A 24494-nucleotide genomic window follows, 5' to 3' on the forward strand; every position below is an offset into this window, starting at 1 on the left:
AAAACTATACAAAACGGAAAATACATTCTTTTTTCAAGAATATGGTTGACAAATTCTGCAACATGATCTAATATAAAATCACAAAAGGAACAAAAATTCCATAACCGACAAAAAAGAACAAATTAAATGAAATGGAGGATTTCAACATGAAAACAAGAGAAGTTGTATTCTACAGCGAAGGCGCAAAGATGGTAGGAGATATTTATCTCCCGGATGATTACAAAGAGGGCGAGAAGAGACCAGCAGTTCTGTGTAACTCTGGATGGACCGGCGTTAATAAGTGCTATCCGGCACTGTTTGCAAGAGCTTTAACAGCAAGAGGATTTGTATGCATGGGCTTCGATTACAGAGGATTTAAGCCGAGTGAGAATGTTCATCCATGCCTGCCGAAGTACACAACCCTTGAGACAGAGGTTGAAGACGTGGCAAACGCATTTACCTTTATGCAGATTCAGCCGGAAGTAGATCCGGAACGCTGCGGACTTCTTGGATGGGGTGTCGGCGGTGCTGTATGCGTAACCGTTGCAGCGCGTGACAAGGAAGTAAAAGCGATTGCAACCCTGAACAGCTTTGTAAATGGCGAGCGCTGGATGCGTGACGGCATGGGAAATGATAAGTTTGGAAAGAGCGTTGCACGCCTCAGAGAAGACCGTATCAAGAGAATTACAACCAACGATCCGGTTCTGATGCATCCGTACACCGATTATCCGAACATCACAGAGAGCGGCGATTTCTATACAGACCATGTATTAAAAGAGATCAACGGCGGTATCGGCGATTCTGTCAACAAGGATAACGGCGAGGAGTTCCCGACCCCGATGAGCACCGCAATCGGCGAGAGCTTCATCCGTTTCAACGTAGAAGACCTGCTTCCGAGAATCGCACCGCGTGCTGTCTTTGTAGGTCATGGCTATTATAACGAGCTGCATCAGCGTGTAGAGGCGGAAGAAGCATACCGTCTGGCACAGGAGCCGAAGCAGTTATACTATGTAGATGGCAAGCACAATGAGTGGATGTTTGACGACGATCCGAAGTTCCAGGCACTGGCTGACGCGCTGGCAGCATTCTACAAGGAGAATCTGAAAGCATTCCAGTTTGGTTTACAGAAATAATCTATGGACAGAGAAAAAGAGATTGCATATTTAATGCAGGGAGCGTATGACCTCCATATGCACGCAGCCCCGTCCCCCTTTCATCGAGTTTTGGATGATTACGGGCTGTTAGAAGAAGCCGGGAGAGCCGGAATGGCAGGAATTATGCTGAAATCTCACTATGAGTCCACGATTGCGCGGGCAATTCTGGCTAATATCCACTGTGCTTCGTGTACGAAAGCCTATGGCGGTCTGGTGTTAAACTGGCCAGTCGGAGGACTCAATCCATATGCGGTTGAAAATGCGATGAAGCGCGGATGCCGTATCGTGTGGATGCCGACCCGGGACGCAAAGAACTCTTTGTGTTCCGGGAATATGCCGGGAGATTTCTTTGACCGCTCTGGAATCTCTATCCTGACCGAAACAGGGGAGCTGAGGGCGGAGGTTTTGGAGATTTTGAGGATTGCCAGAAAGTATGATGCGGCAGTCGCGACCGGGCACATCAGCCCGGAGGAAAGTATTCTCCTGTGTCAGGGGGGAATCCGGCAGGGAAACCGTATGGTTCTGACACATCCAGAATTTCCGCGGACGCGTGTCGATGTAAAAACGCAGAAACAGCTGGCAGCTCTGGGCGTTTATATTGAAAAATGCTGGTATAATGTGGCAGAAAAGGAATGCACGGCGCAGGAGATGGCAGACCATATCCGGGTAGTCGGAGCAGAACACTGTTTTATGGTAACGGATCGGGGGCAGACTTCAAGAGAACACCCGGTGGAAGCGATGAAGTTGTTTATGCAGACATTGCTGGATGAGGGAATCACGGAAGATGAGATTTATGTGATGACGCATACGGTGCCCCGGAAGGTGCTGGGAGAGTTATAGTAAATTTGATAATTGAATATGAAAAAATAAAAAGGTCAGAAATCAATTATAAGTTTACTTATAAGAATTCTTGACCTTTTTATTTCTTTCGAGAAGTACTTTTAAGAAGGTAAGGGATAATATAGTGTACTGGAAGGAGGATATCTATGGAATATACCAATATGTCGTTTCTATATGATTTTGCATTTATGTCGCTGCTGCTGATTATAGCCCAGTTCCTGCGTTCCCGTATAAAATTTTTGCAGATGTTTTATATTCCAGCGTCTGTTCTGGCAGGTCTGATGGGACTTGTCCTGGGACCGCAGTTTTTAAACGTGATTCCGTGGAGCGGTAAAATAGGAAGTTATGCTTATATGCTGGTATGTGTATTATTTGGCGGTTTGTTCCTGGGGAAAAAAGATAAAACCAATGTAAAACAGATTCTGACAAAGGTGGGCGATTCCTTTTGTGTCAATATGGGAGCTGAATTTTTCTGTTTTGGTATTGCACTGCTGGTAGGCGGTGCACTGATGAAAATTTTGTTTCCAAATGTATTTACAGAAATTGCCCTGCTGATGCCATCTGGATTTTGCGGTGGACATGGCTATGCTTCAACGATTGGAACGGCACTTAACAATTCACTGGGACGTGAAGATGGCGTTGTACTGGGGCAGACGTTTGCAACCGTGGGTCTGTTAGTTGGTTTGTTTGTAGGAATTGCCTGTATTAACTATGCAACCAGACATGGAGGAACACGTCTGGTAGAAAAAGCGGAATCTCTTCCGGAAGAGTGCCGCACAGGAATCGTTCCAGTAGGTAAGAGAAATTCGATGGGAGAAGAAACCATCAATCCAATGAGTATGGATCCGTTGGCATTTCATCTTGCACTCACGCTGACTGCAACACTGTGTGGTTATAAGTTCTACGATTTTTATAAACAGTTCTTACCGAATGTAGAATTACCGGTTATGTGCCTGGCAATGATATTTGGTGTCATTATTAACACGATTATAGGGCATACTCGTTTTAAAGACAGTATTGATGAGCATGTGGAAGGACGGATTGGTTCGATGGTAACCGATTATCTGGTTGGCTTTGGTGTGGCATCTATTTCGATTTCCATTGTACTTGAATTTGCAGGTCCGATTTTAGTTTTATGTGTATTAGGAATGCTGACATCCCTGTTTTTAGTATTTGTAGTTGGACAGAAGCTGTTCCGCAATTTCTGGTTTGAACGATCAATTTTTGTATTTGGATGGACAACAGGAGTGGTGGCAATCGGTGTTACGCTTCTTCGAATTGTAGATCCGGAAGGAAAGAGCGGCACATTGAATGACTATGGATATTCGTATACGCTGCAGTCCGTGATTGAGGTCTTTATCATCGCATTTACGCCAATTTTGACGGTTTCCATGGGATGTATTGCAGTTGGTGTGATTGAAACGGGAATTGCTGTGGTGCTCTTCCTGATATGTGCAAAATGCTTTGGTGTACATAATGAGAAGATGAATGAGCTTCGGGAAGGTGAAGCAGAGGTCATAAGTAAATAAGTCTTTGTATATTCTGAAAAATGTGTGGTTGGACATGAAAATGAACAGCCACACATTTTTTATTGATAGAAAGTTCGCCTCGGACTAATGTAGGTGAAATAGAGGAGAATGATGAGAGAAAGAAAATCTCCCATTTTTATGGTGAAGTGCATTGACTCCCCAGATTCCCAGAAGGACGAGAGCAATACCGAAAAATTCATGGAAACCGAAAGGCTCGCTAAGAATAATAACGCCTGTAAATACAGCTGTAACAGTGGAGATGCCGCTGAAGCTGGATGCAGTAGCCATGGACATATGGGTAAAAACTATGTTCCGCAGTGCTGAAGCATAAAGTGAGGACCCGATGGATAAGGCAAGAAGACAGCCAACGATAACAGGATCCGCGAGCGGACGAAATAACTCGATGGGATCGTTGGAAACAAGGTGCGTTATCAGAGAAATGCTTCCATAAACGGCGAACATAGCGAAGCTCATAGCATAGGTAATGTCCAGAGGTGTCAGATGTTTTCCGAGCTTCCGGATACAGAGATTTAAGGAAGAGGACATAAAGGCAGCCATTAACAACAGGAAAAAGCCCCATACGGTTGCAGCCTTATCCTCAGAATTTCCGGCAACAATGAAAATACCTAAAAAGCTAAGAAGAATAAAGAAAAATTGTCCTGCAGAGGGCTTTTCGTGAAAAAACGGAATGGCAAGCAAGGTGGTGATTAGCGGGATTAATGCCAGAATCACACTTGCTTTCCCAGAAGGATAGAAGCACATGCCGGTGGTTTCAAAAAAGCCATTAAGCAACTGGAAAATACAGATAGGAAGAATACATATGCCCATATCACGAAGAGAATGTAGATGAATTCGTTCGGTATGTTTTAAGGCGTAAAGTAGCACAAGACAGATTGCAAAACGAAGTGCAATTAGTAGTGCGGTATCTCCATTTAGGCGTGCAGTTAAGATTTTTAGCGGTAAATAAGAAATGCCAAATAAGAAGTTGTATAGGATAGCTCCTAGGATTGGATTAGTTTGTGCAAATTTCATGACGTTCCTTTCAACATGATTATATGATAAATGGTTCAATATAGGAAATATATGTCAAAGAAACCTCTGTAATCAAGGAAGAATTGCAGAGGTTTCTTTAATTTTTATATGTTTTTATATTTTGTGCGAACGCTTTTAATTTGAAAAGCTATACCTTATCGGAACTGCCAGATCCTGTTTTATCAAATTTTTTATAATTTTTAATCAGAATTCCCAGACTGGCGGTGGCGCCGATCATGATGAGGGCGGCGAACATTCCGCCGAAGTTTGCGATGATCTTGACACCATTGACACCAACGGTTGCGATCATGATGTAGCCGACTGCCATCGGAACGACACACCACACAAGCTTTAACCACATCGGGGAGTCCGGGGAATCCGGGTTGATACCCTGAGTGGAGATGCCTGCCATAGCGATACAGTTGGAGTTGCAGGCGGTAATGGTGCTGAGGAAGATCAGAACCACGAATAACGGGATGATCAGATTTCCAAGCGGAAGAGCTCCTAACATATCATAAGGAACATTCTCAACGCCGCGGTCATAAGATGCAACGAGGTCGAACAGTCCAGAAGTCTGAACCCACAGAGAGGTACCGCTGACTAAAACCATCCACAGGGCACTGACAGAAGCACAAAGACCTACATATAATCCAAGCACGTGTTTTACCTTGCGTCCATAAGCGATCTGTCCCATGAAAGCGCCAGAGGTAGGTGCCCATGCCATCCAGCTGAACCAGTAGAAGGTGGTCCACCACTGCGGCCACTGGGTTCCAACGGATTCACCAGTAATCAGGATACGTTCAATAAAGGTACCTGCGAAACCGCCCAATGCCTCGGTAGAGAGGTTGAACAGGAAGGAGGCATTTGAAAATACCAGCAGGAAAATCAGGAAAATAGCAAAGCCGTATACGTTGATATTGGAAACATGCTTCATGGCTTTCTGGATACCAGAAACAGCCGTAGCAACCGTGACAGCGGCAACGACAATACCGACCATAAACCAGAGGCGGGCATTAGATGGAAGTCCAAGCATTTTAGAGATACCACCGGAAATATTCATGAATGCCTGTGCAACAGAACCAGCCATACCGGCACCGATGGCAAATAAGGTGATTGCGTCGATGGTCTGCATCCAGCGAGGATGGTAGCAGCGGTCACCCAGAAGAGGGGAAACTTCACTGGCGATGGAATACGGCTTTTTCGCGTTGTAATACATGAAAGCAAATACAACCGCCGGAACCGTATACATACAATATGGAACGATCGTCCAGTGAAGGAACATGGTTTCCATGGCAAATTTCAGGGAACCGCTGGTAGAAGGTTCAACGCCGTATAATTCAGTCGGCGGGTACGCGTAATGCGCGATCGGCTCTCCCGGTCCCCAGAAGAGGACACCGGCTGCCATGGTTGTTGTGAGGGCGATAGTAAACCAGGAAAAATTGCTTAGTTCTGGTTTGGCGTCCTCACCGCCGATTCGTACATCGCCAAATTTGGAAAACATGGCAACAACGGCGACGATTACGATTGCAAGGGCGAGAATGCTGGCAGCCCAGCCGAGATTTTTGATGATCCAGTTGTTGATATTATTGATGACTCCCAGAAAAGTTTCCTGATCGACAAGGCTTAAAACAAGGAACGCGACCAGAATAATAAACGGCGGGAAAAAGGTCATGATGCGAATTTTTGAGTTTTCATTTTTAGCATTTTTATCAGTCATTTATGATTCCTCCTTGTAGAGTGTATCCCAGATAGGACGATAGTCCTCCGGGTGGCGGTCGGTCAGAACGGTATTGAAATCACGTTCTTTTGCAATCCGGTTTAAATCAACGCTTCCATATAAAATGGCTTCTTCCTGAACACCGCAGCTGTCAATCCGTTCTCCAATAGGACTTACCAGCTGGCTTTTTCCTGCGAAGATCTCATCGCCGGACAATCCACAGCGGTTGACTGCGGCTATGTATACAAGATTGTCCAGGGCACGGCACGCAAGGTTTAAATCCCACCATTCTTTGAAATAGTAGCTGGCGCGCCATGCGGCCGGGACTAAAACCAGTTCGGCACCGGCCAGTGTCAGCAGGCGGACGGTTTCCGGAAAGCATACGTCGTAGCAGATGACGACGCCGATCTTTCCGAGTTTTGTCTCAAAGACCGGGTACTGGGTGCCGCGCTGCAGATAAGTTCGTTCGTCTCCGACGGGATGCGTTTTTGAATAATGCCCGAGAATCGTGCCGGTATCATCGATCAAAAAAGCAGAGTTTTCGACTCCAGATGGGGTGGAAAAAAGAATCGGAGCCAGAATAAAGACTGAAAGTTCCTTTGCCAGACTACGCATCCGTGTCAGGGAAGGTCCATCTTCGATTTCGGCGAGCTTCATCATATCTGGGATGCAGGTGCCGAGATAGCCGACATTAAATACCTCTGGCAGACAAATCAATTTTGCACCGTGAGCGGCTGCTTCCCGGATCTGTTTCTCTGCTTTGTCAAGATTATTAGAAACATGGAACAAATCGCAGTCCATCTGGAGCATGGCGATTTGGTAAGGTGATCGAGTTTGTTGCATTTGAGTATCCCCTTCCTAAAATAGAATATTTATTCCATAAACGACATTTATGATATAATTATAGAATTTATAAAGGAATAAATCAACCAAAATACAATAATAAAGAACAAAATTTACCTTTTTTACAAAGAAATCCTCCGAAATTTGTCTGCTTTGACGAAAAACAAATGTCAAATTGACGAATTTCTAAGGAAAGTATATAATAAAACCAAACGAAAATCGAGTGAGAATCTTGGAATGAATGAGGATAAACGATGGGCAATGAAGTATTGGAACAGATCATAAAAATCAAGGACGCCGTACCGAAAAAACAGAGAATACTCTGCAATTATCTGGCGCTGAATTATGAAAAGATCGGCGTGATGACGGTGGCGGAGCTGGCGGAAAATGCGGGTGTGGGAAGCACGACGGTCATGCGTCTGGTACAGCTTCTGGGCTTTGACAGCTACACTACATTTAAGAAAGCATTGGCACAGGAATCGCTTTTGAAAAATACAACGCCGTACCGCAGCCTGCGGCAGGAATTTTCCCGTACCTCGGAGACGGCGAGCCGGGATACGTTCCATATGGCGATCGCGGACGGAATCCAAGTGCTTGAAAATCTCTGTACGCCGTCAAACATTTCCCAGTTTGAGGCGGCAATCCAGCTGATGCTGGAATCAGATCAGCTCTATATATTGGGAATGCGTTCCAGCAAGGCGCTGGCGCTGTATTTTGAATATGTGGCAGAGCGCTTTTATCCGCATATCCGCCAGCTCAGCCTGGAGGAAGAGTTTGTCTATGACCGGATTGCAATCAATACGACGCCGAAGGATGTGCTTTTAGTGTATTCGGTCTGGCCGTGTACGAAAAAGACGATTCGTGTGGCAGAGTTAGCACATAACCTGGGAATCCCGATGATACTGATCACAAATACGAGCTTAAATCCATTGGTAAAGATCGCAGATGTAGTGATTGATACGAATTCTGTGAACCATCCGAGCGGTGATACTGCTTTGATGCTGGTAACGGAGGCGCTCATGAGTGAACTGGGAAGACGGACCGCACCGGAATCCACGAAGAATATTGAAAAAATCGAACAGGCATTGAATGACAATGGACTGATTCTCTGGGAGAATTAATCGAAGATGTGCAACTGAAAACCCGATAAAACAGGGCTGCCGTTATTCCTCAAACGGCAGCTCTTCTTTTCGCAAAAATGTCCGGATCGACTCGTCCCACTCGCGTTCCAGCGTCTTGTCTAACGTAAATTGGTTGAGCGACAGCCCGGTGACACAGCTTAAATGCTGGTTTTCATAATGAATATTTAAGAACAGTCCGCCGACCTGCTCCGGGAGCCATTGGCTTTTGCGGGCGGTCAGAAACTGTTCGGTGGCAGCCTTCGGAAGCTTCAAAATGATGGAGAAGCGCTCCGGAAGCTTTTTTCCTTTTAGGAGGGAAAAACAGAACGGGCGCAGAGTTTTCCAGGTTGAATATTCTTCAATCTGCCCATCGGCACGCTCTTCTTCGGAATAAAAGCTTTTATGGACGCGTCCGTCGATGGAGAAGGTGTTGAACGTTACGATCTCCGCTTCCTTGAGCAGAAAGCGGTCAAATGTCTCTCCGATGAACAGTTTCTTGGTAAATAATTTTATATCACAGATATTGCAGGCAATCATATGTGTCCTCGCTGAGATGGTAAATTCGTTATTTTCTGTGTAATGTAGAAACAATAACGTAGATTCTATTTTATCGCAGGCGGGAGGGGGACGCAAGTGACTTCTTATTGGCAAGACGGAGAATTTTGAAATTTTATTAGCACTCAACAAAAATGAGTGCTAATTTTCTATTGACATCTTGGAACGCTGGTATTAAAATAAGAGTCACGGTGATGGAAAATCACAAAAAAAAGAATTTTACAAGCGTATATTTATGTAGCTGGATAGCAGGATTGGACGCGGCAGAGTGAAACTGCCAGACTCCATTTCCGGGAGCGGATATCCACTGTATTTTGCAATCAAAAGGAGTGTATAGATATGGCAGCAAAAACAGGAAGTTTATCAATCAACAGCGAGAATATTTTCCCGATTATTAAGAAATGGCTTTATTCCGATCATGATATTTTCTATCGTGAGCTGATTTCCAACGGATGTGACGCGATCACGAAGCTGAAAAAGCTGGCGCTGATGGGCGAGTATGAGGAGCCGGGGGAGACGGAGTATAAGATTCAGGTTACCGTTAATTCTGAGGACAAGACGATCACCGTCGAGGATAATGGTATCGGTATGACTGCCGAGGAAGTGGAAGAGTACATTAACCAGATCGCATTTTCCGGTGCACAGGATTTCCTGGCAAAATATAAGGACAAAGCAAACGAAGACCAGATCATCGGTCATTTCGGTTTGGGTTTCTATTCTGCATTCATGGTAGCGGACAAGGTTACGATCGATACTCTTTCTTATAAGAAAGACGCAGAGCCGGTTCACTGGGAGTCTGAGGGCGGCACTGAGTTTGCGATGGATAAGGGCGATAAGGAAGGCAATGGTACCAAGATTGTCCTTTATTTAAATGAAGACAGCACTGAGTTCTGCAATGAGTATCGCGCACGTGAAGTCATCCAGAAGTACTGCTCTTTCATGCCGGTTGAGATTTACCTGAAAAATGCAACGGCAGAGCCGGAGTATGAGACGATCGAGAAGGATCAGCTGACCGACAAGGACACCATTGTTGAGACGGTGGTCGAGGAAGCAAAGACCGAGGAAAAGGAGAAAGAGGACGGCACAAAAGAGACCGTGGAGGTATCTCCGAGAACCGAGAAATATAAGATCCTGAAACGTCCGGTGGCACTGAATGACATTCACCCGCTGTGGAACAAGCATCCGAACGAGTGTACCGAGGAAGAATACAAAGAATTTTACCGCAAGGTATTTATGGATTACAAGGAACCGCTGTTCTGGATTCATTTGAACATGGATTATCCGTTCAACCTGAAAGGCATTCTGTACTTCCCGAAGATCAACATGGAGTACGAGAGCATTGAGGGCACTATCAAGCTGTACAACAACCAGGTATTTATCGCGGATAATATCAAGGAAGTTATTCCGGAGTTCCTGATGCTCTTAAAGGGCGTGATCGACTGCCCGGATCTGCCGTTGAATGTATCGAGAAGTGCGCTGCAGAATGATGGATTTGTAAAGAAGATTTCCGATTACATCACCAAGAAGGTAGCGGACAAGCTGACCGGTATGTGCAAGACAGACCGTGAGACCTATGAGAAATATTGGGACGATATCGCTCCATTTATCAAATTTGGCTGCTTAAAGGATCAGAAATTTGCTGAGAAGATGGATGATTACATCATTTACAAGAATCTGGACGGAAAATATCTGACGCTGAAAGACTGCATGGATAAGGCGAAAGAGGAAGGTCATGAGAACCAGATCTACTATGTAACAAATGAGAAAGAGCAGAGCCAGTACATCAACATGTTCAAGGCAAACGGACAGGATGCGATCATCATGTCTCACAGCATTGATAATCCATTCATCAGCCAGGAAGAGCAGAAGCATGAGAACCTGAAATTCCTGCGTATTGATGCCGATGTCAATGACACGCTGCGCGAGGAAGTGAAGGAAGAGGACAAGGAAGCGCTCAAGAAACAGGAAGAGACGCTGACAGAGACCTTCAAGAAAGCACTGGGCGATGATAAGCTGCAGGTAAAGGTTGAGAAGCTGAAGGATGCTGAGATTTCTTCGATGATCACCCTGTCGGAGGAAACACGCCGTATGCAGGATATGATGAAGATGTACAACATGGGCATGGACGCGTCGATGTTCGGCGGCAGCGGTCAGGTGCTGGTACTCAACGCGAACAACAAGCTCGTTCAGTACGTCTTAGAGCACACGGATGGCGAGAATACACCGAAGATCTGCGAACAGCTCTACGATCTGGCACAGCTCAGCCATGGTTCCCTGACACCGGAGCGCATGACGAAATTCATCGCACGGTCGAATGAGATTATGGGTATAATGCTGAACTAAGGATGTTTGGTTCACGACTGTTTTATATAGGAAAATATGTTAAAATATCATATATGATATAATAACGGAGCTGCTGCACGTAAATGTGGCAGCTCTTTTATTACCTGTCGTAAGAGAGCAAATGGGATTCACTATTTCACGAATTTAGTATTTATGATAGAATAGGAGCACTTAGCAAGGTTTTTTCAGATTTGACGGGGAGGTGCGTGTATGTTTGGAATCGGAGGATGGAAACAGGTTGGCGCGACATTTGATATGAAACGGCAGGCGGCGATCCGGGAGCAGCTGGAACAGGCGGGAATTGAGTATCAGGTCAAGGTGGAGAAACGTCTGAAAGCGGGCGTGCTTTCCGGCAATCAGCGGGCGAGGCTGGGAAGTGCGGGAGAAAATGCGGCATCGGAACGGGAATATCTGTTTTATGTGCAGAAAGCAGAGGAGGAAAAGGCGCGCCGTGTGATAGAAAGCGCCGGAAGATAAAACAGGTATTTTCTGGGAATGAAAGACCTGAATGACGAAGGAGAGAAAATGGGAGAGGGAAACTGGAACGAATCGGATCTTTGGCAGTGGGAGGCAGATGAAAATGGTCTGCAAACGGAACCTGAGCTGCAGAATGCGGTTCAGAGTCCGAAACAAATCCGAAAAACCTGCCGCCGCGAGGTGCGCCGTGTCTGCAATGTCCTCGGCTGGGCGCTGGCATTTTTCAGCGTGATGGCGGTGCTTGTCAGCATACTTCTGGAAGTGGCTGGCAACGTATGGGCGGACGGAGGCGTGATCAGTACGTTTTTGAACTGGATGGTAAATGCAGCGTGGTATGAGGACGGCGGAAGCACGCTGGTCATCTATGCGCTGGTTCTTCCATTCGTATTTTTAATTCTGCGCCTTGTTCCGGAAGAACGGGCAGAGAAAATGAAGATTAGTTTCCTGCAGTTCTGTATGTTTTTTATTTTGGCACAGGGATTTGGAACTATCTTTAACCTGCTGGGAAATGCAATCAATGATGCGGTGGCGGCAAGTAGCGGCGGCGATGCATCCGCGATGAACCCGGTCAACGAGATGCTGGATTCGCTCTCGCCGGTAATGATTTTATATGTAGGGTTTTTAGGACCAATTATTGAGGAATATATCTTTCGATGGAAACTTTTAAACCGATTGCGCCGTTTTGGCGATAAGGCGGCGATCACCTACACGGCGCTGATGTTTGGTCTGATGCACGGAAATGTGACGCAGTTTCTCTATGCGGCGGTGATTGGCGTGGTTCTGGGATATGTGGCGGTGAAGACGGGACGGATGCGTTATAACTGTCTGCTGCATATTCTGATCAACAGCTGGTCGTTAGTGATAGCGATGCTTGGAACACAGGATACGCTGCTGCCGCTGTTTATCACGTTTCTGATGACCGGGTTTATGGGCTGCACGATCATCGGGGCGTTTGTTCTGCTGATTTTCAATTTCCGGAAAATCTGGCTGTCCGATGGGGCAATCCCAGAGGGAGTGAAATTCCGCAATATATGTGGGGCAATGTATGGGAATCTCGGGACAGTGGCATTTATTCTGGTAAGTTTGATTACGATGGCGTTTTTCTTGTCGAGATGATGTGGTGGTCAGCTGCTGTTCACAAGCAGGCACTTTTGGAAGTGAAAGTGCCGTAAGATAACGTGGTGGCAGCAGGAATTAGTTGTATTTAAATGCGAAGCCACGGTAAAATCTGTTACTGGGCACGTGTGCGTGAACAGTAACACTGTTCATGTGTTTGTCATGTATTTCAGTATGTATTTCACGGGATTATGCTTGACTTCCTACTGTGTGATTACTATAATAAATAGTAATGAATACTACGTGATGTGAATTGCGTAACGGGAGGACGTTATGTTATATAAAATTATTGGTGACAGCTGCATGGATTTGACGGAGGAACTGAAATTGGATCCGCATTTTCAGATGATTCCGCTGACCCTGCAGATAGGGGATTACAAGGTAACGGATGATGAGACATTTAACCAGAAGGAGTTTCTGGCAAAGGTAAAGGCAAGTCCCGAGTGCCCGAAGACGGCGTGTCCATCGCCGGAGAGCTTCAAGGAAGCATTTGAGGGCGAGGCAGAATATATTTTCGTGGTAACGCTTTCGAACCATCTGAGCGGCTGCTACAACTCGGCGGCTTTGGCAAAACGCCTTTATGAGGAAGAGAACGGAACGGACGGAAAGAAGATCGCGGTCATTGATTCCCTGTCGGCGTCGGCGGGCGAGTTAAATATTGCGCTGTTCATCCGGGATCTGTGCGAGAAAGGTCTTCCGTTTGAGGAGATCTGCAGGCAGACAGAGGCATATCGGGATTCGATGAACACGTATTTCGTCATTGAGACGCTTGATTTCTTAAAGAAAAATGGCCGTCTGACCGGTTTGACGGCGTTTATCGCGTCGGCGCTGAATATCAAGCCGGTTATGGGCGCGGACAGCGGTACGATCATCAAGCTTGATCAGGCGCGCGGCATGACCCGGGCGCTCGACCGGATGGCGGAGATTGCGTGCAAAGAGGGCGGCGATACCGCAAGCAAACGTCTGGTGATCGCACACTGTAATAACCTGGAACGTGCTAAGCACGTGAAAGAGATCATGTGTAAACGGGCAAACTTCCGTGAGGTAGTGATCACGAATACGGCTGGCGTTGCAACCGTATATGCGGGCGACGGCGGAATCGTTATGACACTGTAGGGAGAAAGAGTGGGTGATGACAGCTGGAAAGGTGGAAAACGCCGGACAGCTGCGATTGATTGAGGAAAAATGAAGCATACATTTTTTAGTAAATGCACGAAAATGCCGTTCAGATACCGGACGGCATTTCTTTTATCTAGAATTGGAAATTTGACAATTTTGGCAGGAATGGCGCTTTTGCTTGGCGGATGCCAGGCGGGAGGTTCCATATGGAAAGAGACAATCTCATTGGAGCCAAAAGACAAAACGGTATTGGAAGAAACGCTTGATCCGGAAACAGATATAGACGGGCAGGTGGAGTCAGAACAGGTAGATGGCGCGGAACTGGGGGTGGAAATGCAGGGGCAGGACGAATCTGGCAAACTTGAGGCAGAACCGGGAGAAAATGATTCAAATGAGTGTTCGCTTCTGTTTGCCGGAGATATCTATTTTTCCAACCATGTTTTAAATGCCTACGACCGTGTGGGAGGTATCGGTGGCGTCCTCGGAGAGAGCTTGCGGGAGACGATCGCGGAGTCTGATATTTTTATGGCAAACCTGGAATTTCCGTTCAGCGACCGGGGAACACAGGCGGCGGATAAACAGTTTACGTTCCGGGTATCGCCGTCCCGCGTGTCTATTTTACAGGAGATCGGACCAGACATCGTGACGGTGGCGAACAACCATGCGCTAGATTACGGCACGGACGCACTGCTGGACACGTGCGATACGCTGGACAGTGCCGGGATTTTGCATGTTGGGGCGGGAAAAAATCTGGAAGAGGCGAAACAGCCGCAGATCATTGAGAAAAATGGAAAAAAGATTGGTTTTCTGGGCGCGTCGCGCGTCTTTCCGACGGGCGGATGGGCGGCAGGATCGTCGCATCCGGGCATGTTTTCGGCGTATGACACGGCTTCGGTCGTGCAGGAGATCCAGAAGGTAAAGAAAGAGTGTGATTATCTGGTTGTCTATGTCCACTGGGGTATCGAGCGGAACACGCAGCCAGAGGCGTACCAGCGGGAGATGGGACATCAGTACATCGACGCGGGCGCTGATCTGGTGGTTGGCAGCCATCCACATGTGCTGCAGGGGATTGAGCTGTATCATGGAAAATGGATTCTGTACAGTCTGGGAAATTTTGTGTTCGGAAGCTCGATTCCGGAGACAATGCTGGTGCAGGCGTCGGTAGATGCACAGGGAGAGACGGCGCTTTCAATTGTGCCTGCAACTTCATCTGCCGGATATACGAGAGAGCTGGACGTGGGGAAGAAAGAGGCGTTTTACCAGAAGATACAGGGGCTTTCGGACGGCGTGCAGATTGATGAGAATGGAAAGGTGCAGGTGCAGTAAAATCAATTCGTGAAATCCTGCCCCTGAAAACACCCGCTTTCCCGCAGTGCCTTGGAAAACGTATTCAAAAATGCCCGCTTATTTCCACTCCATTCCGGTGCGACCAGCAATTTTTTCGGTCCATCGCCGCTGATCCGGTGGATGACCATATCGGGCGGCAGCAGGCGGATACATTCGATCAGCAGCTCAATGTATTCGTCCATTGAAAAGACCGGAAAAGGTGCCTGTTCGTAGAGCTCTGCCAGCTTCGTGCCGCGTAAAATGTGGAGAAGCTGAAGTTTGATGCCGTCGATAGCAGGCTGGAAATCGGCCAGATAGCGGACGGTATCGAGCATCTGAGCTTTCGTTTCATCAGGCAGCCCCAGAATGACATGGACGATGACGGTCAGACCGGCGGCTTTCAGTTCACGGACGGCATTTTCAAAGACCGGGAGGGAATAACCGCGCTGGATGCGCGCGGCACTTTCCTCATGGATGGTCTGAAGTCCCAGTTCCACCCAGACCGGTTTTCGGCGGTTTAAGCGGGCGAGAAGCTCCAGGACATCCGGCGGCAGGCAGTCCGGGCGGGTTCCGATGGACAGGGCAGCCACGTCCGGGTGGGCGATTGCTTCGGAAAAAAGCGGCTCCAGATAGGAGACAGGCGCATAGGTATTTGTGTAGGACTGGAAATATGCGACATATTTTCCACCCTTTATTTTATTTGCGACACGCGCCTTTGCCGCTTCGATCTGTTCGGTCACGGAGGTGTGAGCCGGCTCTGCAAAATCGCCGGAACCGCCGTGGCTGCAGAAAATACAGCCGCCCGTTCCCAGCGTACCGTCCCGGTTGGGACAGGTCATGCCGCCGTCGAGCGCCAGCTTGTAGATTTTCTGCCCAAATTGGTCTTTCAGCCATGCGTTTAACGAATAGTAGGGACGACCGTCGGAGTAGCAGCGGGGCATGGAGGAATCCGGGTGTTTGCCGGAGGCGGTGGATGCAGGATGGAATGTTTCGGGTAATGATAGGTATGTTTGAGTGGTTTGCTTCATACGGACTCCTGTGTTTTACTATATAAATGAAAGCTTACCAGAACCACAGCATTTTGTAAACACACGAAAGAATATCGTATTGAGGCATTTTGAGGAAAATGATATAATGAGCGCAGAAGAAAAGAATGCGGCTGCGAAGCAGACATATTCTTTTCTTGCGCCATTAACGAACGAACAGCCATGCGAAGCAGGGCGGTAGAGCGCGATAGCGCGGGTTCGTGAGTTATGATATAATACATACAAGAAGTCAGATTGAATCAAAATGTCTGAAATCATAACCATATATATAAAGGAAACAATTGTTCACGGGTAGGCACTTTTGGAACTGAAAGTGCCGTAAGAAAACGTGGTGGCAGCAGGAATTTGCCGTATTAATATGCGAAGCCACGGCAAATTCCGTTACTGGGCGCGTATGCGTGAACAGTAACAAACAATTTGGGGAAAAGGAGAAGGGATATGTCAGTCAAAGAAACACTGAAACAGCTGGAATCTGAGAAAACGAAAGTGCTGATGGCAGAATTATACGGGGCAGAGAAAGCGGAGGAGAACCGGGCGCGTTACCGCTATGTGGCAGAGCGCTTTGAGAAAACATATGGGGAACGTGATATCAAGCTGTTTACTTCCCCGGGACGGACGGAGATCAGCGGCAACCACACCGATCACAATCATGGCAAGGTGCTGGCGGGCAGCATCAACCTGGACTGCGTCGGCGCGGCGGCACCGAACGGAACCGACACGATCCGCATATTAAGTGAGACATTTCATCAAAATTTCAGCATCCATTTAAGCGATCTGAAACCGAGCACGGGTATGAGCGGCACCATCGACCTGACAAAGGGCATTTTAAAGGGCTTTGAGGAGAGAGGATACAAGGTCGGCGGATTTGACGCATACATTACCAGCAATGTTATCAGCGCGGCGGGCGTCAGCTCTTCGGCTTCCTATGAGATGCTGATCTGCTCTATGTTAAATACGATGTTTAACGAGGGAAAGATGGATGTTGTCACCTACGCCCACATCGGAAAATATGCAGAAAACAAGTTCTGGAACAAGGCGTCGGGTCTGCTCGATCAGATGGCATGCGCGGTCGGCGGTCTGATTACGATCGATTTTAAAAATCCGGAAGCGCCGGTTGTGGAGAAGATTGATTTTGATTTCGGCGCGCAGGATCACAGCCTGATGATTGTAAATACGGGAAAAGGCCACGCGGATCTGAGCGCAGATTATTCTTCCGTTCCAAACGAGATGAAAAAAGTAGCACAGTACTTTGGAAAAGAGGTCTGCGCGGAGATTTCCGAGGAAGAGGTGATCGCAAACCTGGCGAAAGTGCGTGCATTTGCGGGAGATCGTTCCGTGATGCGTGCGTTCCATTTCTTTGAGGAAAATAAGAGAGTGGAGCGGGAAGTAAAGGCCCTTCGGGAAAATGATTTTGCTGCCTTTTTGGAGGGAATCACAGCTTCGGGCAATTCTTCCTGGAAATGGCTTCAGAATGTATACACGACTGCAGACGTGCAGGAGCAGGGCATCAGCATTGCACTGGCGCTGACGGAATTGTTTATCGCGAAAAAAGGACGCGGCGCGTGCCGGGTTCATGGCGGCGGCTTTGCCGGTGTTATCATGGCGATGATTCCGAACGATCTGGTGGACGAGTATACAGAATATATTGAAAATGCGATCGGAGAGGGCAATGTATACCGCATGAGCATCCGCCCGCACGGCGCGATCTGCGTGAGCGAGCGCATCTAAAAATTGGGACCTGGAAAGGCGGTGGAATTTATGGGAAATAAAAATCTGATTATCACAATCGAGAGGGAGTACGGAAGCGGAGGACGTATTGTGGGACGCAAGCTGGCAGAGGAGCTGGGGCTTCATTTCTACGACGATGAGATCTTAAAGATGGCGTCGGAGAAGAGTGCGGTCGGAGAGGAATTTTTCCGTTTAGCGGATGAGAAAGCGGGAAACAACCTGCTTCACCGTCTGACTGGCGCGAAGAAGGCAGATGTGTTCGGAAAGCCGTCCCTGAAAGGCGATGTGACATCGCCGGATAACCTGTTTAAATTCCAGGCGATGGTGATGCGGGAGCTGGCAGAACAGGAACCGTGCGTATTTGTAGGCCGTGCGGCTGGCTATGTGCTGGATCAGGACGAGGAGATCGAAAATCTGATCCGCATCTTTGTCTATGCCGACCGTGTGCGCCGCGTGCAGCGCGTTATGGAAGTAGACTGCATCAGTGAAGAAAGAGCGAAGAAGCGCATCCGGAAGATTGAGAATGAGCGGAAGAATTATTATAAATATTTTACCGGAAATGACTGGAAAAATATGAAGAACTACGATCTTCCGATCAATACAACCCGCCTCGGACTGGACGAGACGGCGGAGCTGATCAAGGAATATGTGAAGCTGCGCGGGTATATGAAGTAGGGAAAAATGAAAACAACCTGTCTGTGATGCAGGCTAAAAATTTCAGTTGAAGATTGTAGGAAGCAGGGCAGATTTGGAAGATGAGAAGTGCCAGCGGATCGCCAGCTCAATCAGCTCCCAGAATGCTGGGAGAGTGATTCCGGCATTCTGAATTTTCCTTTGACGACAGTAGAATCATTACGACCTTATTACAAATTATTTACGGTTTGAAGCGGTATATTGACGGTTAAAATGGAAAAATGATACAATGATTTCAGAAAGAAAGGGGGCAAAAGCATGAGAAGTGCATCTGAATTTAGGCAAATGGCGCGTGAGACACTGCGCGGAAACTGGAAACTTGCGATGGGAACGGGATTAGCAGCGTCCCTGATTGGTGCGGAGATTGCCGATACGGCGCCAAATGGAATATCAGAGCTGCAAAAAGTGATACAGGCACGACCGGAAGTGAAGAATGTGCTGACGCAGGTATTTCTGATGCGCAGCATGCTTCTGCCCTTGGTGCTTTTGCTTATCTGGGGCTTGATGGTGGTTATTATTGGAGGTGCGGGGCAGATGGGATACGCCCGTTTCCATCTGAATCTGGCAGAGAAAAAGGAAGCATCCTTTTCTGATTTATTTTCCCAGTTTTCGCGGATCACAGATGGCGTGGCGATGGTATTTGTGCGCGGCTTTTATATATTTTGCTGGACCTGCCTGTTTTTCGTTCCGGGTTTCATAAAGACGTACAGCTATGCGATGACACCATATGTGCTGATGGAACATCCAGAATATTCCGCCAACGAGGCGATCACCGAGTCGCGCCGCCTGATGGATGGGAAAAAATGGAATTTATTCTGCCTGACCTTTAGCTTTATCGGCTGGCGGCTGATCTGCAGCATTCAATATATAATACCAGCGGTTCTTTTGTATACACAGGGAAGGCTCAGCGGTGTGACCGTGCTGTTTCTGGTAGGGCTGATGGGACCGCTCAATATTGGCTATCTGTTTCTGCGCCCATATGAGGAGGCGGCATTTGCGGCATTTTATAGGGACGTGCGGGATGAGAAGAGGGAAATAGAAGAGATAGAAATGCGGGATAAGTGGAGTGAGAATGAGCCGGAGAAAAGTGAAAATGCGTGAACTCTGTCTGTACAAAAATGAAATCATTTGCATAGAACTGTGCTTGTGTAAGGATAGACGGAACAATAAAAATCTTTGAAAATCAAATTGGCGAAAGCCCAAAATAAGAATCTGTAATCAAAAATTTCCTCAGAAAGTGGTCAAAATGAAAGCTTTCTGAGGAGTTTTTTTGAGTTGTATTATTTATTTTGTTTTAGTCCATCCGTGCTTTCTCAGACAGCAAATGTTTCTGGCAATAGAAGAATGCCGGAATCAGAAATGCATCGGCGAGCAGCCATGCAAGCGGCGAGGCAAAACAGATGATGATGTAGCCAAAGATCGGTACCAGCAGGAAGCCGACCATGGCGCGGGCGATCATTTCGCAGACACCTGCCAGGATGGCGAGCAGGCTGTAGCCCATTCCCTGAATCGTGAAACGCCATACATTGACGATTGTCAGAGGTATGTAGAACAGGGAGTTGAAGGTCAGGAACTGGTGCGCCTGATGGATTACAACTGTTTCCGAGGCATCGACGAAGAGAAGCGGAATCACGCCGCCAAACACAGTCAGCACGATGCACGCCGCAATGGAGTAGATGCCGCCGATGAGAGTCGCGGACCGGACGCCCTGGCGGATGCGGTCTACCTTTCCGGCACCGGCGTTCTGTCCGGCGTAGGTTGCCATCGTGCCGCCCAGCGCGTCAAACGGGCAGCAGAAGAACATGCCGATCTTCTGACCTGCGGTGACGGAGGCAACCGCGATGGAACCTAAGGAGTTGATGGCAGTCTGGATGACAACCGAGCCGATCGCGGTAATCGAATACTGGAGTCCCATCGGCACACCCATTTTGCAGAGAATGTAAATGTGTCTGCCGCTGATGCGCGTTTCCTCATGGTGCATATGCAGGATTTCAAATTTTTTCTTCATATAGATCAGGCAGAGAATACCGGATACTGCCTGAGAGATAACAGTTGCATAGGCAGCTCCGGCGGTGCCGGTTCCGATCTGTACGATGAAAAGCAGATCCAGCGCAATGTTTAAAAGGCTGGATAAAATCAGGAAATAGACCGGCGTTTTGGAGTCGCCGAGCGCACGGATGATGCCCGCCAGCGTATTGTACAGGTAGGTTGCCGGGATACCGGCGAATACGAAGAAAATGTAGCTGTACGCGCCGTCAATGATATTGTCCGGCGTCTGCATCCAGACGAGAATCTGGCGTGTCATCAGGCAGACGATCACGGTCATGACCACGGCAAAACAGGAGGCGATCCATCCGGCATTAGCGACGAAACGGCGCATGTCCTTGTAATCCTGTGCGCCGAACCGCTGTGCAACCGGAATGGAAAACCCGGTGCAGACGCCGATGACGAAACCGTTAATCATAAAGTTGATGGCGGAGGTGGAACCGACCGAAGCCAGTGCATCGACACCGAGAAATTTTCCAACAATGATCGTATCGACCATGCTGTAAAACTGCTGGAACAGAAGTCCCATCAGCATCGGAACCGCAAAGCCCAGAATCAGCTTTGCCGGGCTCCCGTTTGTCATATCTTTTATGGTAGAGCGTTGCGAAGAGCGGCTCATGGAAAAACCATCCTTTCTAAAAAACGATTATAAAACTCTGAGAGTAGATTTTATAAGAAATACATAAAATTGGCAATCCGAAAAATCACGAAAAAAAGAAAAATAGAGGCACTTTTTTTGTGATATAGAAGAGAGGAGTGTCTGCGGATAGCAGCTTTCTGAGTAGAGAATGGAATGTATGAATTGTGTTACTGAGCACACGTGCGTGAACAGTAACGGAATTGTGAAGAAGCTGCGAGCTGGTTAGCACGCGGTATTTTACAATCAGTGACATACATGGTATCATAACAGATAGAGTGATTTTTATATAGAACGGAAATGAGGGTAACATACATGAAGAGACTGGCGGTGGGAATCCTGGCGCACGTAGATGCGGGGAAGACAACATTATCAGAGGCGATGCTCTATGCGGGCGGCATGATCCGCCATCTGGGGCGGGTGGACAAGGGCGATGCGTTCCTGGACACATATGAATTGGAGAAAAAGCGCGGAATCACGATTTTTTCCAAGCAGGCGCGGCTTGCATGGGATGATATGGATGTGACGCTCTTGGACACGCCGGGACATGTGGATTTTTCAGCGGAAATGGAGCGGGTGCTTCAGGTGCTGGACTATGCGGTGCTGGTTATCAGCGGTTCAGACGGCGTGCAGGGACATACAAGGACGCTGTGGCGGCTGCTGGCGCGCTACCAGATTCCGGCGTTCCTTTTTATCAATAAAATGGATCTGGCGCCGGGACGGGAACAGGAGGTCCTGCGCGACCTAAAAGAGTCGCTGGGCGGAAATTTCGTTGATTTTGGGGCGGACTGGACGGAAAGTTTCTATGAAGAGGCAGCAGTCAGCGGCGAAGCGGAATTGGAGGAATTTCTGGAGACGGGACAGGTGTCTAAAGATGCGATCCGCAGCCGGATTGCCAGCCGGGATCTGTTTCCGTGTTATTTTGGTTCGGCGCTCAAAAATACGGGCGTGGAAGATTTTATGCGCGGTTTGGAAGAATATACGCTGGAACCAGTGTATCCGGACGAATTTGGGGCGAAAATATTTAAAATTGTGCGCGACAGCCAGGGCGAACGCCTGACTTATATGAAGATCACGGGCGGCGTGCTGCATGTCAAAGACCGGATCGGCGAGGAAAAGGTAAATCAGCTCCGTCTGTATTCAGGCGATAAGTATGAGGCGGTGGGCGAGTCACCGGCGGGTATGATCTGTGCGGCAACGGGACTTTTGCACACGAAACCGGGCGAGGGGCTTGGAGTCTGTGAAATGGGCGCGGAACCGGTGCTGGAGCCGGTTTTGACGTATCGCGTCGAGCTTCCGGAGGATGTGGATGCGGCGGCGATGCTGCCGAAATTGCTTCAATTAGAGGAAGAAGAGCCGGAGCTTCATATTGTCTGGGAGGAAGAAAAGAAAGAGATTCACGCCCAGATCATGGGCGAGATCCAGATGGAGATTCTGAAAAGCCTGATTGCAGAGCGTTTTGGGGTAAATGTCCGGTTTGGCGGGCGCAGCATTGTATATAAAGAAACGATCACCGATACGGTCGAGGGTGTCGGGCATTTTGAGCCGCTCCGCCATTATGCGGAGGTACATCTGCTTCTGGAGCCGGGAGAACCGGGCAGCGGGCTGGTATTTGATACCGATTGCAGTGAAGATATTTTAAGTAAAAACTGGCAGCGGTTGGTGCTGACGCATCTGGAAGAAAAGGTACACCGGGGTGTTCTGATTGGGGCGCCGATCACGGATATGAAAATTACACTGAAATCGGGACGCGCCCATGTGAAACATACAGAAGGCGGCGATTTTCGACAGTCCGTGTACCGGGCGGTCCGTCAGGGACTGATGCAGGCGCATTCGGTGCTGTTGGAACCATTTTATGCCTTTCACCTGACGATACCGGACAAGATGGTGGGACGTGCAATGACCGATCTGGAGCGGCGGTTTGCCGTCTTTGAGGGACCGGCGCTGGAGGACGGGCAGGCAATATTAACCGGACGTGCCCCGGTATCGGCACTCGATGGATATCAGACGGAGGTGACGGCGTACACGGGCGGATTGGGACAGATGATCTGCACGCTCGATGGCTACGGACCGTGCCACAATGAAGAAGAAATCATTGCGGCAGCCGGGTATGATCCGGATGCGGATCTGGCAAACCCGAGCGGATCTGTTTTCTGTACGCACGGAGCGGGATTTGTCGTCAACTGGGATGAGGTCAAAGACTATATGCATCTGGAAAGCTGCCTGGGCGATTCCAATGGAAAACGGCGGATGGATGCGATCCCTGAGCTGGGTGCGCGCTCCTCGGATGGACAGGGCGGCGGCGCTTCGGAAGAAATGTGGATCGGAACGGACGAGGTCGATGCGATTCTCGCTCGCACCTACCATGCAAATAAAAAGGAAGACGGCGGAAAACGCCGGTGGGGCGGAAAGAGCAAACGCCCGGCGGAAACCTATGGTGCCGGAGTGTACGGAGAGACGGCGCGGAGGCAGGAAGCGGTGAGACAGAAGAGCGATTCGAAAGTCGGGCCAGCTGAAACTTTGGCATCTGGAAGTGAAGGAAAATCGGGAAGTTCTGTGGCTGGAAATGCAGGAAAATTGGAACATGCAGGCAAAGCGCCGGAAAGTGGCGGAGCGGGCAGCAGAACCGGCGACTCCAAAGGGAAAATGGCATCGGCGGTACGGGAATACTTGCTGGTAGATGGCTACAACATTATTTTCTCCTGGGATGAGTTAAATGAGCTGGCGAAGATCAACATTGATAGCGCCCGTGGTAAGCTGCTGGATATTCTCTGCGATTATCAGGGAAGCCGCGGTATCGAGGTGATAGCGGTGTTCGACGCCTACCGGGTGCAGGGACACCGGACGGAGGTGACGGATTACCACAACATTCATGTAGTCTTTACGAAAGAGGCGGAGACAGCTGACCAGTACATCGAGAAATTTGCCCATGAAAATGGGCGGAAATATACGGTGATGGTAGCGACCTCCGACCGTCTGGAACAGATCATCATCCGTGGGCAGGGCTGCGGGCTGTATTCGGCGCGGGATTTTGAGGAAGAGGTAGACCGTGTGAAGAATCAGACACGTGAGCATACCAACCGACCGCATAGCGGACATAAAAATTATCTGCTGGATTCGGTGCCGGAGGAGGTGCTGCGGCAGGTGAAGAAGGACGAGTAATGTATAAAAAGCGGATTTTCGTATAGATTAC

At 48.3% G+C, this 24494-nt stretch carries 19 protein-coding genes; 13 read left to right on the top strand and 6 right to left on the bottom strand.

Translation table 11 applies throughout. The features are described from left to right. Positions 1-146: 146 nt before the first annotated feature. The 3 genes from DW931_RS12385 to DW931_RS12395 all read left to right on the top strand — a co-directional run bounded on the left by DW931_RS12385 (position 147) and on the right by DW931_RS12395 (position 3502). Positions 147-1112 carry an alpha/beta hydrolase gene (locus DW931_RS12385; protein WP_107001326.1) on the top strand — a complete coding sequence of 322 codons (966 nt, stop codon included), beginning with the start codon at positions 147-149 and terminating at the stop codon, positions 1110-1112. Positions 1113-1115: 3 nt separating this feature from the next. Beyond that, complete coding sequence (locus DW931_RS12390) at positions 1116-1973, top strand: DUF6282 family protein (RefSeq protein ID WP_118468529.1); 858 nt, start codon at positions 1116-1118, stop codon at positions 1971-1973. Between the two features lie 146 nt (positions 1974-2119). Beyond that, positions 2120-3502, top strand: a complete 1383-nt coding sequence (locus DW931_RS12395; protein ID WP_118468528.1) for a sodium/glutamate symporter — start codon at positions 2120-2122, stop codon at positions 3500-3502. Positions 3503-3586: 84 nt separating this feature from the next. On the opposite strand, the gene DW931_RS12400 is transcribed toward DW931_RS12395, so the two are convergent. The 3 genes from DW931_RS12400 to DW931_RS12410 all read right to left on the bottom strand — a co-directional run bounded on the left by DW931_RS12400 (position 3587) and on the right by DW931_RS12410 (position 7094). Further along, on the bottom strand, positions 3587-4534 hold the full coding sequence (locus DW931_RS12400; protein ID WP_118468526.1) for a DMT family transporter: 948 nt from the start codon (positions 4532-4534) through the stop codon (positions 3587-3589). Between the two features lie 148 nt (positions 4535-4682). Then, positions 4683-6251, bottom strand: a complete 1569-nt coding sequence (locus DW931_RS12405; protein ID WP_118468524.1) for a BCCT family transporter — start codon at positions 6249-6251, stop codon at positions 4683-4685. Continuing rightward, complete coding sequence (locus DW931_RS12410) at positions 6252-7094, bottom strand: carbon-nitrogen hydrolase family protein (protein ID WP_227589755.1); 843 nt, start codon at positions 7092-7094, stop codon at positions 6252-6254. Between the two features lie 254 nt (positions 7095-7348). Here DW931_RS12410 and DW931_RS12415 point away from each other — a divergent pair, with 254 nt between their 5' ends. After that, positions 7349-8215, top strand: coding sequence for a MurR/RpiR family transcriptional regulator (locus DW931_RS12415; protein ID WP_118468522.1), 867 nt, complete (start codon positions 7349-7351; stop codon positions 8213-8215). Between the two features lie 42 nt (positions 8216-8257). On the opposite strand, the gene DW931_RS12420 is transcribed toward DW931_RS12415, so the two are convergent. Beyond that, positions 8258-8752, bottom strand: coding sequence for a DUF5721 family protein (locus DW931_RS12420; RefSeq protein ID WP_118468520.1), 495 nt, complete (start codon positions 8750-8752; stop codon positions 8258-8260). 357 nt (positions 8753-9109) lie between these two features. Here DW931_RS12420 and htpG point away from each other — a divergent pair, with 357 nt between their 5' ends. From htpG to DW931_RS12445, 5 genes are all read left to right on the top strand, one after another. Beyond that, positions 9110-11113: a molecular chaperone HtpG gene (gene htpG / locus DW931_RS12425; protein WP_118468518.1), complete on the top strand. Its 2004-nt coding sequence runs from the start codon at positions 9110-9112 to the stop codon at positions 11111-11113. 210 nt (positions 11114-11323) lie between these two features. Next, on the top strand, positions 11324-11590 hold the full coding sequence (locus tag DW931_RS12430) for a hypothetical protein (protein WP_118468516.1): 267 nt from the start codon (positions 11324-11326) through the stop codon (positions 11588-11590). An 18-nt stretch (positions 11591-11608) separates the two neighbouring features. Further along, positions 11609-12706, top strand: a complete 1098-nt coding sequence (locus DW931_RS12435) for a CPBP family intramembrane glutamic endopeptidase (protein WP_118468514.1) — start codon at positions 11609-11611, stop codon at positions 12704-12706. Between the two features lie 273 nt (positions 12707-12979). Beyond that, complete coding sequence (locus tag DW931_RS12440; protein WP_118468513.1) at positions 12980-13822, top strand: DegV family protein; 843 nt, start codon at positions 12980-12982, stop codon at positions 13820-13822. Between the two features lie 69 nt (positions 13823-13891). Beyond that, positions 13892-15151, top strand: a complete 1260-nt coding sequence (locus tag DW931_RS12445) for a CapA family protein (RefSeq protein WP_243015241.1) — start codon at positions 13892-13894, stop codon at positions 15149-15151. Positions 15152-15153: 2 nt separating this feature from the next. Here the strand turns inward: DW931_RS12445 and DW931_RS12450 are convergent, their stop codons facing one another. Further along, positions 15154-16092 (bottom strand): TIGR01212 family radical SAM protein, encoded by a 939-nt coding sequence (locus DW931_RS12450; RefSeq protein ID WP_118481972.1) that lies wholly within the window; start codon positions 16090-16092, stop codon positions 15154-15156. Between the two features lie 543 nt (positions 16093-16635). On the opposite strand from DW931_RS12450, the gene DW931_RS12455 reads away from it, so the two are divergent. The 3 genes from DW931_RS12455 to DW931_RS12465 all read left to right on the top strand — a co-directional run bounded on the left by DW931_RS12455 (position 16636) and on the right by DW931_RS12465 (position 19719). After that, positions 16636-17925, top strand: coding sequence for a galactokinase family protein (locus DW931_RS12455; RefSeq protein ID WP_118468507.1), 1290 nt, complete (start codon positions 16636-16638; stop codon positions 17923-17925). A 30-nt stretch (positions 17926-17955) separates the two neighbouring features. After that, the gene (locus DW931_RS12460) at positions 17956-18600 is read left to right on the top strand and encodes a cytidylate kinase-like family protein (RefSeq protein WP_107001503.1); all 645 of its coding nucleotides are present in this window, start codon (positions 17956-17958) and stop codon (positions 18598-18600) included. 276 nt (positions 18601-18876) lie between these two features. Further along, entirely contained in the window at positions 18877-19719 is an 843-nt protein-coding gene (locus DW931_RS12465; protein WP_118468502.1) for a DUF975 family protein, read from the top strand. 193 nt (positions 19720-19912) lie between these two features. Here DW931_RS12465 and DW931_RS12470 read toward each other — a convergent pair whose 3' ends face one another. Continuing rightward, the gene (locus DW931_RS12470) at positions 19913-21247 is read right to left on the bottom strand and encodes an MATE family efflux transporter (protein WP_227589759.1); all 1335 of its coding nucleotides are present in this window, start codon (positions 21245-21247) and stop codon (positions 19913-19915) included. A 369-nt stretch (positions 21248-21616) separates the two neighbouring features. Between DW931_RS12470 and DW931_RS12475 the strand changes: the two genes are divergently transcribed. After that, positions 21617-24463: a TetM/TetW/TetO/TetS family tetracycline resistance ribosomal protection protein gene (locus DW931_RS12475; RefSeq protein WP_118468499.1), complete on the top strand. Its 2847-nt coding sequence runs from the start codon at positions 21617-21619 to the stop codon at positions 24461-24463. Positions 24464-24494: the final 31 nt, after the last annotated feature.

It is taken from the genome of Clostridium sp. AM43-3BH (assembly GCF_003479985.1).
In the GTDB taxonomy this organism is placed as follows: Bacteria; Bacillota; Clostridia; order Lachnospirales; family Lachnospiraceae; genus Otoolea; species Otoolea fessa.